This window comes from Rothia endophytica, assembly GCF_928381505.1.
In the GTDB taxonomy this organism is placed as follows: Bacteria; Actinomycetota; Actinomycetes; order Actinomycetales; family Micrococcaceae; genus Rothia; species Rothia endophytica_A.
In genome coordinates this window covers 23,848-37,710 of record NZ_CAKMSJ010000009.1, presented here as the reverse complement: position 1 = coordinate 37,710, position 13,863 = coordinate 23,848, and the positions used below count along the sequence as shown (strand labels likewise).

At 56.8% G+C, this 13,863-nt stretch carries 12 protein-coding genes and 3 tRNA genes; 11 read left to right on the top strand and 4 right to left on the bottom strand.

Going from position 1 to position 13,863, the window contains the following annotated elements:
- Positions 1-9: 9 nt before the first annotated feature.
- Entirely contained in the window at positions 10-681 is a 672-nt protein-coding gene (locus tag L6990_RS10045) for a response regulator (RefSeq protein WP_237204055.1), read from the bottom strand.
- A gap of 45 nt (positions 682-726) precedes the next feature.
- A complete protein-coding gene (locus L6990_RS10040) occupies positions 727-2,004 on the bottom strand; it encodes a sensor histidine kinase (protein WP_237203990.1) in 1,278 nt (425 codons plus the stop codon).
- 122 nt (positions 2,005-2,126) lie between these two features.
- Between L6990_RS10040 and thrC the strand changes: the two genes are divergently transcribed.
- On the top strand, positions 2,127-3,554 hold the full coding sequence (gene thrC / locus L6990_RS10035) for a threonine synthase (RefSeq protein ID WP_237203989.1): 1,428 nt from the start codon (positions 2,127-2,129) through the stop codon (positions 3,552-3,554).
- Between the two features lie 70 nt (positions 3,555-3,624).
- Here thrC and L6990_RS10030 read toward each other — a convergent pair whose 3' ends face one another.
- On the bottom strand, positions 3,625-4,137 hold the full coding sequence (locus L6990_RS10030) for a hypothetical protein (RefSeq protein WP_237203988.1): 513 nt from the start codon (positions 4,135-4,137) through the stop codon (positions 3,625-3,627).
- A gap of 257 nt (positions 4,138-4,394) precedes the next feature.
- Between L6990_RS10030 and L6990_RS10025 the strand changes: the two genes are divergently transcribed.
- The 3 genes from L6990_RS10025 (at position 4,395) to L6990_RS10015 (ending at position 6,874) form a co-directional block, all read left to right on the top strand.
- The gene (locus L6990_RS10025; RefSeq protein WP_237203987.1) at positions 4,395-4,532 is read left to right on the top strand and encodes a hypothetical protein; all 138 of its coding nucleotides are present in this window, start codon (positions 4,395-4,397) and stop codon (positions 4,530-4,532) included.
- Between the two features lie 74 nt (positions 4,533-4,606).
- Entirely contained in the window at positions 4,607-5,662 is a 1,056-nt protein-coding gene (locus L6990_RS10020) for a 3-isopropylmalate dehydrogenase (protein ID WP_237203986.1), read from the top strand.
- A 114-nt stretch (positions 5,663-5,776) separates the two neighbouring features.
- Entirely contained in the window at positions 5,777-6,874 is a 1,098-nt protein-coding gene (locus tag L6990_RS10015; protein ID WP_237203985.1) for a branched-chain amino acid aminotransferase, read from the top strand.
- A 74-nt stretch (positions 6,875-6,948) separates the two neighbouring features.
- Here L6990_RS10015 and L6990_RS10010 read toward each other — a convergent pair whose 3' ends face one another.
- A complete protein-coding gene (locus tag L6990_RS10010; RefSeq protein WP_237203984.1) occupies positions 6,949-8,640 on the bottom strand; it encodes an ABC-F family ATP-binding cassette domain-containing protein in 1,692 nt (563 codons plus the stop codon).
- 270 nt (positions 8,641-8,910) lie between these two features.
- On the opposite strand from L6990_RS10010, the gene L6990_RS10005 reads away from it, so the two are divergent.
- The 7 genes from L6990_RS10005 (at position 8,911) to L6990_RS09975 (ending at position 13,853) form a co-directional block, all read left to right on the top strand.
- Positions 8,911-9,687 carry a fumarylacetoacetate hydrolase family protein gene (locus L6990_RS10005; RefSeq protein WP_237203983.1) on the top strand — a complete coding sequence of 259 codons (777 nt, stop codon included), beginning with the start codon at positions 8,911-8,913 and terminating at the stop codon, positions 9,685-9,687.
- A gap of 69 nt (positions 9,688-9,756) precedes the next feature.
- On the top strand, positions 9,757-11,274 hold the full coding sequence (gltX, locus tag L6990_RS10000; protein ID WP_237203982.1) for a glutamate--tRNA ligase: 1,518 nt from the start codon (positions 9,757-9,759) through the stop codon (positions 11,272-11,274).
- A 260-nt stretch (positions 11,275-11,534) separates the two neighbouring features.
- Positions 11,535-12,221, top strand: coding sequence for a DUF6318 family protein (locus tag L6990_RS09995; RefSeq protein ID WP_237203981.1), 687 nt, complete (start codon positions 11,535-11,537; stop codon positions 12,219-12,221).
- 215 nt (positions 12,222-12,436) lie between these two features.
- The gene (locus L6990_RS09990; protein ID WP_237203980.1) at positions 12,437-13,213 is read left to right on the top strand and encodes a hypothetical protein; all 777 of its coding nucleotides are present in this window, start codon (positions 12,437-12,439) and stop codon (positions 13,211-13,213) included.
- A gap of 207 nt (positions 13,214-13,420) precedes the next feature.
- Positions 13,421-13,492, top strand: a tRNA-Gln gene (locus L6990_RS09985).
- 26 nt (positions 13,493-13,518) lie between these two features.
- Positions 13,519-13,591 (top strand) — tRNA-Glu (locus L6990_RS09980).
- Between the two features lie 189 nt (positions 13,592-13,780).
- Positions 13,781-13,853, top strand: a tRNA-Glu gene (locus tag L6990_RS09975).
- Positions 13,854-13,863 lie beyond the last annotated feature (10 nt).

Here is a 13,863-nt window from a genome sequence, read left to right as displayed (position 1 = left end):
ATGAGATCCCTAAGCCATGAGACCAGCCTCGTACGCGATAATGACTGCCTGCACCCTGTCTCGCGCCCCGAGCTTAGCAAGGATATGGGTGATATGAGTCTTAACCGTAGCCTCTGAGACAAAAAGAGTTTCAGTGATTTCGCTGTTGCTCAGCCCCTGCGCCATGAGCAGGAGAAGCTCGTGCTCGCGGGCGGTCAGCGATGAAATCTTCTCCTGATGCAAACCAGCGGACGCCGCCCCAGACGGGGCTGTATCAGCAGCGGGAATAAAGCGTTCTAGCAATCGCTTAGTAGCGCTGGGAGCTATCACCGCGTCCCCTCGGTAAACGGTACGAATGGCCCCGAGCAACTGCTCCGGTGGCGCGTCCTTCAATAAGAAACCGCTGGCTCCCTGCTGTACAGCAGCGTACACATAATCATCAATATCAAAAGTGGTCAGCATAATGATCCTGACCTCCGGGTGGCTCCTGATAATCCGCCCAGTCGCCTCAATACCGTCCATGACCGGCATACGCACATCCATCAGCACCACATTGGGCTCTGCACCCTCTACAGACAACCGTTCTACCTCTGCAACAGCCTGCGCCCCCTCCGACGCCTCAGCAACGACCTGCAAATCGGGCTGGGAATTAATGAGCATCGAAAGGCCACTGCGCACCAGATTCTGGTCATCAGCAAGCATCACTCTAATCACAATAGACTCTTTTCATGGGTAGTTATCTGTGGTCTATGGGGTGAAGGGAATCTGAGCAAAAACCCTAAAAGAGCCATCCTCAAGAGGCCCATAGTGCAAAGTTCCGTTGTACATATCAACGCGCTCACGCATGCCTAACAAACCGCGATGAGCCCCGGGGATCGGTGCGCTCGCTATCTCCTGGGGCAGATTGACAATATCGATGTCCAAAGTCTTCTTGTTCGCAGAGATGTCTACCGTCACCAGGGGAGTGTTGGGGCAGTGCTTGGTGATGTTAGTAAGCGCTTCTTGAACAATACGGTAAACCGTCAGTTCAGCCCCCTGCGGTAAGCGCTGCTCCATTCCGTACACCATTGAGAACTTAACCGGCGTCCCCATACTCTGCAATGACTCAATCAGCTGGGGCACATTGTGCAAGGCAGGTAGCGGCTCAAAGGTCTGCCCTTCATCGGTGCGTAGCACCCCCAACAGTGCCCGCATCTGCTGCAGGGAACTGCGAGCTGCTTGCGAAATCGTAGAAAGAGCAGTGACCTCTACCGGTTCAGCTGGCTGCTGACTAACCGAACCCTCTATCAGCTTAACGGTAGGCGCATCTGGATCAGAGGACTGCTTCGCCTGAGCAGCCATAGCCGCATATCTGGCTCCATCAGCCTGGGCAATAATGGTGGAAAGCGAATGAGCTACGATGTCGTGCATTTCGCGGGCAATACGGGCTCTCTCATCGAGAGCTGCCATTACCCTCTCTTGCTCCCTCTCATGCACCAGCTGGCGATTGCGCTCAATGAGCGCACGGTGCCTATTCTCACGCAAACGCCGCGAATCAGCGAAGAACCAAGCAATGACCACCACTGCCAAGCACATCAGAGTTGCGAAAGTATACATAGCTGCCAACTCAATAGGTGGCCACCCGTAACCAATAAAGAACTTGAGGAAGACAAGCCCACCGGCCAAGGACGAAATAATCCCAGAAACCAGCGTCAGAGTGCGTATACGGCGTGAACCGTAGCGACCCCAATGGTAGATCACCACAGGTACTACCCACCACAGAGCAACAAAGGGTAGCGGCACCGCAATGGTAACCAACATACCCAGCACCACTAGCACGGTGGACCTCACCGGGTGCGAAAAGCGGGTATAGAGGCTTGACGAAGACACCACCCACAGCAGCAGAAAAAACCACCACCACTGAGAAGCGCCAGCCAAAGCCGCAGCAAGGGGGAAGGACAGCAACTGCGCCCCTGCAATGCACACGGCATTCACCCTGAATCTACGGCGCTCAGCATCCTTTAACTGAACCAAAACATCATCCACGCCTCCCAGTTTAGAGAGCTAAAGTGCCAGCAGTAGAACCGGCAGATGATATACCCCCTCAATTCATACCGCAGTATGAGCACCAGACCCACCGATCCACCAAGATTGGGTAGGGTAGTAGCATGCAGTACATCTCAACGCGCGATACTGGCGCAACCTCCGCGTCCTTCACTGACATCCTTCTGGGCGGGCTAGCCCCCGACGGCGGTCTCTACCTGCCCGTAGAATACCCCCAGCTGACCGACGCCACCCTTACCCACTGGCGCCAGGTGCTAAACACTGAGGGCTACCATGCGCTCGCCGCTGAAGTGCTGCAGCTCTTCGTTGATGACATCCCAGCTGAGGACCTCAAAGCGATTACTGCCCGTGCCTACAGCTACCCCAAGTTCGCCTCTGAAGACATTGTTCCCGTGACGGAACTGGAAGCCGGCTTGCTGATCGGCCACCTGTCTGAGGGCCCCACTGCTGCCTTTAAAGACATGGCCATGCAGCTGTTGGGCGAGCTCTTTGAATACGAGCTAGCCCGCCGAGGAGAACACCTAACCATCGTGGGCGCCACCTCGGGTGACACCGGCTCATCAGCCGAATACGCTATGCGTGGCCGCGCTGGCATCAAGGTTTTCATGCTGACCCCTGCCGGTCGCATGACCCCCTTCCAGCAAGCCCAGATGTTTGGCTTGGACGATGAGAACATCGTTAACATCGCTCTGGACGGTGTGTTTGACGACTGCCAAGACGTCGTCAAGGCAATCTCAGCCGACGCTGCTTTCAAGGCGGAACACCGTATTGGTGCGGTGAACTCTATCAACTGGGCACGCCTCATGGCCCAGGTGGTCTACTACGTCTCAAGCTGGATTCGTGCCACCGAAACCAACGACCAAAAGGTCTCCTTCTGCGTACCCACCGGTAACTTTGGTGATATCTGTGCAGGGCATATCGCCCGCCAAATGGGGTTGCCCATCGACCGTCTAATCGTTGCGACCAACGAGAACGATGTGCTCGATGAATTCTTCCGCACCGGTGACTACCGCGTGCGTTCTTCGGCCGATACCTATGAAACCTCCAGCCCCTCCATGGACATCTCACGAGCCTCAAATTTCGAGCGCTTTGTTTTTGACCTGCTGGGGCGCGATGCTGAGCGCACTGCTGATCTCTTCGGAATCAAGGTACGCCAGGGCGGGTTCTCGTTGAGCGATGACCCGGCATTCGCGGACGCCGCGGACCGCTACGGCTTTGCCTCGGGCAAGTCCACCCACGCCGATCGTGTTGCCACGATTCGCGAGGTCAACGAGAAACTGGGTGTGCTGCTTGACCCCCACACCGCTGACGGTGTTAAGGTGGCTCGCTCACTGGCGTCCGAGATTGACACCCCCATCATTTGCCTTGAAACTGCCCTGCCGGTCAAGTTCGCTGAAACCATTGCTGAGGCAACCGGCTCTGAACCAGAAATTCCGGCACGTTTTGAGGGCATCATGGAGGCTGAACGTCACGTGCTTGACCTACCCAACGATGCTGAGGCAGTCAAGGCTCTAATTCGCGAGCGAGCCTAGGTTAAACAATCAACAAGCGGCCCCTATGTTCTCAGGAAGAGAATAGGGGCTGCTTGTTTTAGCATGGCGTTTAGTGAGAGGTAACCGCGAATACGGTATCTACTGGGTAACAGAACTCATCATCAAATCGGGCAGCCCGTAACCAGAGTTTTCCATCCACGTTGCGTAAATACAGCATTCTGGGTATCTCAACATTGTCATCAAGTTTCAGCGAGAGAACATTGATAGCACCATCTGGGGATTCTTTTTGACCGCTCAGCACACTATTTTTGCTCTGATTTTGGTCAATGAGAAATAAGCGGAGGTAGATTCCCAAAGCAGGTGGGCAGGAGGAATAGCCGTGACTTTCAACAGCTGCCACGATATCTGGGAAAGGTGAAGGCTCTATAAGCCCTAAATCTTCCAGCGTTATGAGAGTGACCGTCTGTTCACCTTCTATAGTTTCAGTGCTGAAGCTAGGGTGAGAGATGAAGTCCCTGAAGAAATCGTTATACCCAATGCCCCGACTTTCAAAGAGGTGCAGCGTCTCTTCTGCGTTAAGCGGGAACACGGGGAATGTAATGGTCGAAGGCTTCACGGTCATTCTCCTTAGAAACGTCTCTTCCTCCATATACTAGGTGAATTATGCGTGCAATAAACTCAGATGAAAGACAGCTGCTTGAGTCCCTGCTGGTTTCGGCCCAACCTCTATCCAAAGACGGCCCAAACCTCACCACCCAAGAGCGCAGGGCGCTCATTAACTCATTGCACTCCTTAGACGTTGAGACTAGCTGCACATGCCACACCTGTATTTCCTTGTCTTTCACAGGGCAAAGAAGAGCATTAGACATAACCACTGTTTTGAGTGCAGAGGTGGAGGGCGGTTCAGCTCTCATTCTTCTTCATATCATTGATGGTGCGGTGCGAGAGTTAGAAATAGCTCCCACAGGTAATCTGCCAGTCAGTGCACTGCCTAACCCGGACGTCCTCATCTTCTAAAGCCAATCAGCCCACTATCTGAAACCAGCGACCAAAATGTGGTAAAGACTAGAGGGCGAGACTAGCCTGGAAGTATGACTGAAAATCGCTCTATCAACCTCGCCGTCATTGCCGGCGACGGCATTGGCCCCGAAGTAGTAGCCCAAGCCGAGCGCGTGCTAAGCCACGTCGCTGACCTCGAGAACATTACGCTCACCAGCACCCCCTACAGCCTGGGTGCTGAACATTGGCTAGCCACCGGTGAAACCCTTACCCAGGAGACCAAAGATCAGCTAGTTACCCACGACGCTATTCTTTTCGGCGCTGTGGGCGCTGATCCCCGCTCGGCAACGGTGCCTAGCGGTCTTATCGAGCGCGAAATCCTGCTCAACCTGCGCTTCTCCTTTGATCACTACATCAACCTGCGCCCATCCAAGCTCTTTCCCGGGGCAGTCTCGCCGCTGAGCAATCCCGGCGACATCGACTTCGTGGTGGTGCGAGAAGGCACTGAAGGCCCCTACGCCGGCAATGGCGGCCTGCTGCGGGCTGGCACTCCGGCGGAAATTGCCACCGAGGTTTCACTCAACACTGCCTACGGCATTGAGCGCCTGGTGCGCTACGCTTTTGAACTGGCAGCAAGCCGCGAGAAAAAGAAGTTGACCCTGATTCATAAGACCAACGTTCTGGTGAACGCCGGTCAGCTCTACTCCCGCATCTTCAACGAAGTCGCGGTCGAGTACCCGCAGGTCACCACTGATTACTTGCATATTGACGCCGCCACCATCTTTTTTACCACCGATCCCTCTCGTTTCGATGTAATTGTCACCGATAACCTCTTTGGTGACATTCTCACCGACCAGGCTGGTGCTATCACCGGCGGTATCGGCTACGCTGCCTGCGGCAACATCAACGCCAGCGGCACTTTCCCCTCAATGTTTGAGCCGGTGCACGGCTCTGCCCCTGACATCGCTGGCCAGGGCATTGCCAACCCGACTGCTACCGTCCTTGCCGCCGCGATGCTGCTGCGCCACCTTGGCTTTGAGGGCGCCGCCGCGAGGGTCGAGCGGGCCGTAGAAGCAGACCTGGCAGCCAACCCCGGTGCCCAACGGTCTACCGAAGAGGTTGGCTCGGCAATCATCGCTGCTCTCTAAATCTGCATCTGCGCCCCGCTCTTCCAGCGGGGCGCAGACTTTTTCACACGTGGGAGGGCTCACCTGGGGTATTCTCTCTTACAAGAGACCCTTACTTTAACTCAAGGATGGAACATGACTGTGGACTTCACCGTTACTCGTAACCCGAACCCCACCAGCCCCGAACGTCGCGCTGAGATTTTGGCTGACCCGGGCTTTGGTAAGCACTTTACCGACCACATGGTGCGCATTGACTGGCGTGGCACCCACACCGACGGCGGCGAATGGACCAATGCCCAGGTCATGCCCTACGGCCCCCTGAGCCTGGACCCGGCAGCTTCCGTTTTCCACTACGGCCAGGAAATCTTTGAGGGCATCAAGGCCTACCGCCAGGCAGATGGATCCATCACCACCTTCCGCCCTGAAGAGAACGCCTCCCGTCTGAATAAGTCAGCAGACCGCCTGGTGCTGCCCAACCTGCCCGAAGAACTCTTTGTTGAGGCCATCCGCCAGCTGGTCACCATCGACGCCGACTGGGTGCCTAGCGGTGACGGTGAATCCCTCTACCTGCGCCCCTTCATGATTGCCACCGAGGCTTTCTTGGGCATCCGCCCGGCCCACGAGGTTTCTTTCTTCATCATCGCGTCCCCTGCCGGTAACTACTTCGGTACCCCCAAGCCCGTTGATATCTGGCTTTCCACCACCTATGCCCGCGCTGGTGTGGGCGGTACCGGCGAAGCCAAGTGCGGCGGCAACTATGCAGCCTCCCTGGCAGCCCAGCTGGAGGGCGAGGCCAACGGTTGCAAGCAGGTCATCTTCAAGGACCCCAACCGCGATGACGCTATCGAAGAACTGGGTGGCATGAACGTCTTCTTCGTTTACAAGGACGGACGTATCGTCACCCCCGAGCTGACCGGCACTATTCTGCGCGGTGTAACCCGTAAGTCTATTATCAAGCTGGCTGAGGACCGCGGACACACTGTGGAGGAACGCAAGATTACCCTGAATGAGTGGCGCGAGGGCGTAGCAAGCGGTGAGATTACCGAGATTTTCGCCTGCGGTACTGCTGCTGTGATTACCCCCGTGGGCAAGCTCAAGGCCGCTGACTTTGAGGTCCCCTCGGCTTCTGGCGCTGACGGTGGCGAAGTCACTATGGCCCTACGCGAAGAGCTGGTTGGTATTCAGACCGGCAAGGTTGAGGACCGCCTGGGCTGGAACGTCAAGCTGGTCTAGCCCCTCGGGTAGGTACCATCTAAATCAGAAAAACCCACCAACTAGGTGGGTTTTTCTAGTTTAAATGGTCTTTTCTAATGGTGCTTGGGGAGCGTTAGGACGTCCGTCAGACCTAACTGTGCACAAAAGGCTTCGTCGTGGCTGACGACCAGGAGGGCCCCCTCATAGGAGGCTAGCGCCTGCACTAGCCAGTCCACCGAGGCCATATCCAGGTTATTGGTGGGCTCATCGAGAATCAGCAGCTGGGGCGCCGGGCTGGCCAAGAGGACGGTTGCTAGGGCCACGCGGAATCGCTCACCGCCGGAGAGTACTCCCACGGGCAGGTGCACCCGTTCTCGGCGGAAGAGCAGTCGGGCTAGATCGTCGCGCACCTGCTGTTCGGTCAGCGTTGGGTTGGCTGCCATGACCAGCTGCAGCATGCTTTGCTCCTGGGGGAGGACTAGCCGTTGGGGCAGGTAGCCGGTGTTCGCTACCCGGTAGTCGCAGGTGTAGTGGGCAGTGTCGGCTGCCTGGACCTCACCCATAATTGCCCTCAGAAGGGTGCTCTTGCCTGACCCGTTAGCCCCGGCCAGCCGCAGGCGCTCTGGGCCCTGGACAATCAGCCGCACAGGTAGGGGAGTAGCCGCTGCCGCCCCGTCATCCGCCCGCTCCTGCTCACCCTGGTGGGGGCTGGCGTCCGCACCGGTGCTCTGCCGTAGAGTTAGCTCCAGCACCCGCTTACCTGCTGGCACCCGGGTGCCGGGCAGGTCAAGATAGATGGCCTGGTCCTCGCGGATATCCCGTTCCCGGGCCTTCCGGGTTGCAGTAGCAGCGTCAAGTCTGCCCTGGTGAGTCTGCCGAACCTTAGCGGCTGACCGCTGGGCTGAGGAAGCCGCCAGCCCCATCGACATACGCGAGCCCCGCCGGTTAGCCTGGGCGGTCGCCCCAGCCCGGGCTGCGCGGGCCAGCTTGGTTTCAGCCTCGATACGCTCCCGGTTTTCCTGCCGCTCAACCTGCTTGGCCTCGCGCAGGTGGCGGGCGGCAGCGTCCTGCTCGCTGTCGATGGCCTGCCGGTAGGCGCTGTAGTTACCGGTGAAAGAGCGCAGGGCCCCCTGCCTGAGTTCCAGCACTTCATCGACCCGCTCGAGCAGGTCGCGGTCGTGACTGACCACGAGCACGGGGCAGGGCAGACTGTCTAGGAGCCGGTAGAGAGTAGCGCGGGCGTCGGCGTCGAGGTTGTTGGTGGGCTCATCCAATAGTAGGACGCCGGGGCGGGTGGCAACTAGGGCTGTGAGGGCTGCGGTGACGGCCTCGCCACCTGAGAGCGTGCCGACGGTACGCCGCATGAGGGCGTGGGCGTCGGTAGTGGTTAGGGCGGGGGAGAAGCCGGACGCGGCCAGGGTAGCCTGGGCTTGCTCGGCGGCGTCCCAGTTATCACCGATTCGCTCGTAGAGCTCTTCTGAGTAGTCGCCGGCTTCTAGCGCGGTGAGGGCGTCGAGGACGTCGGCGATAGCGAAGAGGTCGGCGATGGTGGTCTGCGGGGTGAGCCCTAAATCCTGGGGCAGGTAGGCCACGGTACCCGGCCGGCTGATGCTGCCGCTCGTTGGTTCTAGGGTGCCAGCTAGAAGCTTAAGCAGGGTTGATTTGCCGGAGCCGTTATCGCCAATGAGAGCTGTGACCGGGGCACTGACAGCGCCGGTGAGGTTTTCAAAGCAGGGGGTGCCGTCGGGCCAGATTAGGCTGAGGCTGTTAAAAGAAAGGTGGGGTTCAGATACGGAAATAGGCATGAGGGTGCGATCCATTCAGCGTCAAAGAGGTGAAGTGCTGAAAACCGCGGTGAGGGGTTTCAGCGTGGTCTAGAGAGCCGCTGAAAAATCCACTGGGGAGCCTTCCGTAGGGAACAAGAACTGGTGATTACTGTAGGACAGCGGGGCGGACGATGTCAACCTATAGAGGTAGGTACCATCTAAGCCAAAAAAGACCACGAACCAGGTGGTCATTTTTGATTTACCTGGTACCTTCTGGGGTGGGGGAGGCGAGTCCGGTAGTCTAGAACCATGCGCATTGCCCGATTTACTGTAGACGATACCCTGCACTTTGGCCTGGTTGAAGGTGAGCCCGGCGAAGAGACCATCACTGTCCTCTCCGGCGACCCCTTCTACACCGGCATTAACCCCACCGACAAGCGATACCCCCTAGCGGACGTCCGCCTGCTTGCCCCCATCATCCCCCGCTCCAAGGTCATTGGTGTGGCCCGCAACTGGCGCGACCACGCCTCCGAGCTGGGCAACGAAACCCCCACCACCCCCCAGTTCTTCTTCAAGCCCAACACGTCCGTCATCGGCCCCGGCGACCCCATCGCCCTGCCCGAATGGTCAGACAACGTCTCCTTTGAGGGCGAACTCGCCGTCGTCATCGGTCGTATCGCCAAGTCCGTGCCCCTGGACCGCGTGCCCGAAGTCATCTACGGCTACACCGTCGCCAACGACCTGACCGCCCGCGACGCCCAGAAAACCGACATCCAGTGGGCTCGCGCTAAGGGCTTCGACGGCTCCTGCCCCCTTGGCCCCTGGATCGAAACAGAGCTGCAGACCGACGACCTTACTATCCAGACCTGGGTAGATGGCGACCTCAAGCAGGACGGCACTACCACAGACATGGTCTTCTCCGTCGCAGAACTGGTGGCGGCAGCCAGCGAATACTTCACCCTGCTCCCCGGCGACGTCATTCTCACCGGCACCCCCGCCGGCGTCGGCAAGCTCTCAGCGGGCAACGAAGTAGAAATTGAGGTCGAGGGCATCGGTGCCCTGGTCAACACCGTCCGCGCAGAATAAGCTGCCCAGCCGCTAAACTTGAACCCGAAAAACTTTTACACCACCACAGAAAGGGATGTGAAAACATCCATGAGTGATTACGCTCTGAAACTTGCTGACCCCTCAGAAACCCGCGTGCGTTTCTGCCCGTCACCCACCGGCACCCCCCATGTGGGCATGGTGCGCACCGCCCTCTTCAACTGGGCCTACGCCAAGCACACCGGCGGCAAGCTAATCTTCCGTATCGAAGACACCGACGCGGCACGTGACTCAGAGGAATCCTTCAACCAGGTGCTCGAATCCCTGCAGTGGCTGGGCATCAACTGGGACGAGGGCGTCGGCGTGGGCGGCCCCCACGAGCCCTACCGCCAGTCAGAACGCATGGATATCTACGCCGAGGTTGTTGAGAAGCTCAAGGCAGGCGGCTACGTCTATGAAGACTTCTCAACCCCCGAAGAAGTAGAAGAGCGCCACAAGGCCAAGGGCGAAGACCCCAAGCTGGGCTACGACAACTTTGACCGCGACCTCACCGAGGAACAGAAGGCAGCCTACCGCACTGAAGGCCGCCTGCCCGTTCTGCGTCTGCGCATGCCCGATACCGACATCACCTTCAACGACCTGGTGCGCGGTGACATCACCTTCAAGGCAGGCTCCGTTCCCGACTTCGTCGTGGTTCGCGCCAACGGCAAGCCACTCTACACCCTGGTCAACCCCGTGGATGACGCGCTGATGGGCATCACCCACGTGCTTCGCGGTGAAGACCTGCTCTCCTCCACCCCCCGCCAGATTGCGCTCTACCGCGCCCTGGTCGAGGTTGGCGTCACCAGCTTCATCCCCGAATTCGGCCACATGCCCTACGTGATGGGTCAGGGCAACAAGAAGCTCTCTAAGCGCGACCCCGAGTCCAGCCTCTACAACCTGCTAGACGCCGGCTTCATCAAGGAAGGCTTGCTCAACTACCTCTCACTGCTGGGCTGGTCCCTGTCTCACGACGAGGACATCTTCACCATGGACACCATGGTGCAGCACTTTGACATCGCAGACGTACTGGCTAACCCCGCCCGCTTCGACCTCAAAAAGGCTGAAGCCATCAACGGCACCCACGTGCGTATGCTCGAATCTGAGGACTTCCGCAACCGCCTGGTACCCTTCCTGCACAAAGCTGAGCTGGTCTCAGCTGACGAGTTTGACGCTCTGACAGAGCGCGAACAGCAGATCTTGACCGAAGCTGCGCCCCTGGTTCAGGAGCGCATGCAACTCCTGGGCGAGACCCCCGGTCTTCTTGGCTTCCTCTTCAAGAAGGACGAGGACATCGAGACCGCCCCGGACGCCGCTAAGCAGCTTAAGGAGTCAGCACCTGCTGTTCTGGACGCCGCGATTACCGCTATTGAGGGCCTAGAAACCTTTACTGCTGAAAGCATTCAGGACGCACTGCGCGAGGCAATCGTTGAGGGACTAGAAATTAAGCCCCGCCTGGCCTTCGGGCCGGTACGCACCGCTATCTCGGGTGAGCGTATCTCACCACCCCTCTTTGAATCCATGGAGATTCTGGGCAAGGATTCCTCCCTCGCCCGCCTCAAGAAGCTAGCCGCTTCACTGGCTGCCTAAAGCCTGCCTACGTTGAGCCCCGCCTCCTGCCACCTGTCCGGTGATCAGGGGAGCGGGGCTCTTTTATGCCTGGGAATCTGCGGTCGGTGTAGCAGTTGCTGTTGATATCTCAAATGACAAGCGAAAATGCGTAATAACCGGTCACAAAGGGGGCGCATAGAGCTGGTGGTTGGAGCGGGCTTGCCTTGGCACAAGTCCAGTGGTAGAAAAATGGAACAAGCATTGACTCATGTCACAACGTTATCTTTGGAGCGACTCTTATGCGTGCACCCCGCTACCTGACCCAAACCCTTACTCTGGCTGCCCTTGGTGCCCTGGTCTTGAGTGGCTGTGGTGAGAAGGCAACTGGTAGTATCCCGGAGCCGGGGAATAGTTCTTCATCGGCTGCTTCTGCTTCGGTACCTGCTGGTGCTTCTGAGGGTGCTACTGCTGAAGCAGCGGAGTCTTATTCTGGTGGGTCTAAGGCGCCTGAGGGGGAGTATCGTGCTGCTGATGAGCAGGGCCCTGCTCAGAATGTGCCTAAGCCGGAGACTCCTGCAGCAATGAACGTCGAAACTACCGAAGGCATGGAAAAGTTCATCACTTATTATCAGGACATGCGCAACTATGCCCTGCAAACCGGGGATGTGGATGGTGTGCGGCAGTTAGTTGATGAGTCTTTTACTCAAGAGCAAGATTTTTTTGATTCGTTGGAGGAGATCTACAAGTCTGATGGTTGGGTTATCGAAGGTAAATTAACCATTCATTACAACAAGGACTTAATTACATCTATGGATGATGGCGTCTACTCTATTGGTAGCAATTTTGAGCAAGATGACTCAGTGCTTTGGTACGACGGTGAAGCTACCTACACAGATAATTCAGATTCAATCTATGAAGGAATAGATTTTAGAGTCCAGTTCAAAGATTCTAAATGGAAAGTTCTAACCTCACAGACAGTCAAGTAGTCATGAAGCGTTACGTTGGCTCTGTATTTGCAGCAGTGACTATTTCTTTTTGTTTAGTTGTACCTTCCGCAGTTGCTAATACCTCCGGGAGCGTTAACGGAACTGGTTTTGACGTAAAAATAAATAGGAGCAAGTTTCTGGATGGACAGAGACCACGGCAGGTAAAAGAAACCCCGAAATCTGAGCAAGTTCCAGGCGATTCAGCGGCCCCTGCCATGAAACTTATACAGTTCAAAGAACATAAAAATCCTGAGGATAAGCGTGCCCGGTTAGCTGAAGGAGCCTCACTACAAACAGGTTCCTACTGTTTGGCCTCAGATGGAACCTTAGGCACGATGGGCGTTGTCCCCGCTGACTGGGGCGACGGATCAGATACTCCCTACTACAACAACGGTGTTCCTCTGGGATGTATCGCTCTGAACCCCGATGAACTTGAGGGCGCTGGTCTTGAGCTTGCTGAAGTAAACGGTGAGATGGTTGTCCAGCCTATCCGTATCCAGCTGACTGTGGAGGATCTGCAGAGTTTCCCCATTACCCCGGCAGATGCCCATCAAGAGCGAGCTCCCCATACCTTGAAAAATTACAACACCAACTTTTGGGCAGATGCTAGTGTCCAGGAGTTCCAGCGTGAAATAGCTGGTCAGCAGGTCCAGGTGAGAGCTACGCCAGTGAGTTACACCTTTGTCTATGGTGATGGTGGTCAGCTAGGTCCTGTCTCGTATGCCGGGTATCAACTGGGTGAGGATGTCTGGGATGAGGAGACACCAACCAGCCACAAATATACGGTGCCGGGGGACTATCAGTTCAGTGTGGTGACGGGGTATCGAGGTGAATTTAGCGTTGATGGCGGTCCCTGGGAAGTGATTGATGGATCGGTGGAACGCGCCAGTGAGGGTCAGTTGGTGCGGGTGTGGCGGACGCAGGTGGGTTTGGTGGCTGGTGATTGTTCAGCGGATCAGAGTGCTTGGGGCTGCCCCGACTCTGGCCGGTAAGCAATCAAGCGAATTAGAGACAATTTACGGTAGACTAACGCCGCCTCAAGGCCTCTAAACCTTGGTATTGCTGGGCTCATTCAGCGCGCGAATTTAGGTGTGACTCAGGTCTACTCATTCCAGGTTGCGCACTTCGAATAAAGCGTATAGAGTTATTACTCGTTGCGGCGATGAGTTCGAAGAACAAAACGTAGCAGCAAACAGTAATGGGATATGGTGTAATTGGCAACACTACGGTTTCTGGTACCGTCATTCTAGGTTCGAGTCCTGGTATCCCAGCGAACAGCTTGATAAAAAGTTGTTACGGCCCCATCGTATAGCGGCCTAGTACTCCGCCCTCTCACGGCGGCAACACCGGTTCGAATCCGGTTGGGGTCACAGGCAAGAAAACCTCCACTCAAGCGAGTGGAGGTTTTCTTTATTAACCCCACCATCCACCAAAGGTCCCGCTGCCAAGCTTCAGTTTGAGCGTGATGCAAAGCATTGCCCTCAGGTTTGCACCAAACCCACCTTGCCTATATGCTTATATCTGTTGCTCTTCAAGGGCAATACTTCAGCAATGAAGATGGCCCCATCGTATAGCGGCCTAGTACTCCGCCCTCTCACGGCGGCAACACCGGTTCGAATCCGGTTGGGGTCACAGGCAAGAA

Coding starts and splice junctions, on each gene's coding strand:
- L6990_RS09995 (WP_237203981.1), top strand. CDS start 11,535: ATGCGTGCACCCCGCTACCTGACCCAAACCCTTACTCTGGCTGCCCTT.
- gltX (WP_237203982.1), top strand. CDS start 9,757: ATGAGTGATTACGCTCTGAAACTTGCTGACCCCTCAGAAACCCGCGTG.
- L6990_RS10020 (WP_237203986.1), top strand. CDS start 4,607: ATGACTGAAAATCGCTCTATCAACCTCGCCGTCATTGCCGGCGACGGC.
- L6990_RS10010 (WP_237203984.1), bottom strand. CDS start 8,640: ATGCCTATTTCCGTATCTGAACCCCACCTTTCTTTTAACAGCCTCAGC.
- L6990_RS09990 (WP_237203980.1), top strand. CDS start 12,437: ATGAAACTTATACAGTTCAAAGAACATAAAAATCCTGAGGATAAGCGT.
- L6990_RS10045 (WP_237204055.1), bottom strand. CDS start 681: ATGCTTGCTGATGACCAGAATCTGGTGCGCAGTGGCCTTTCGATGCTC.
- L6990_RS10005 (WP_237203983.1), top strand. CDS start 8,911: ATGCGCATTGCCCGATTTACTGTAGACGATACCCTGCACTTTGGCCTG.
- L6990_RS10015 (WP_237203985.1), top strand. CDS start 5,777: ATGACTGTGGACTTCACCGTTACTCGTAACCCGAACCCCACCAGCCCC.
- L6990_RS10030 (WP_237203988.1), bottom strand. CDS start 4,137: ATGACCGTGAAGCCTTCGACCATTACATTCCCCGTGTTCCCGCTTAAC.
- thrC (WP_237203989.1), top strand. CDS start 2,127: ATGCAGTACATCTCAACGCGCGATACTGGCGCAACCTCCGCGTCCTTC.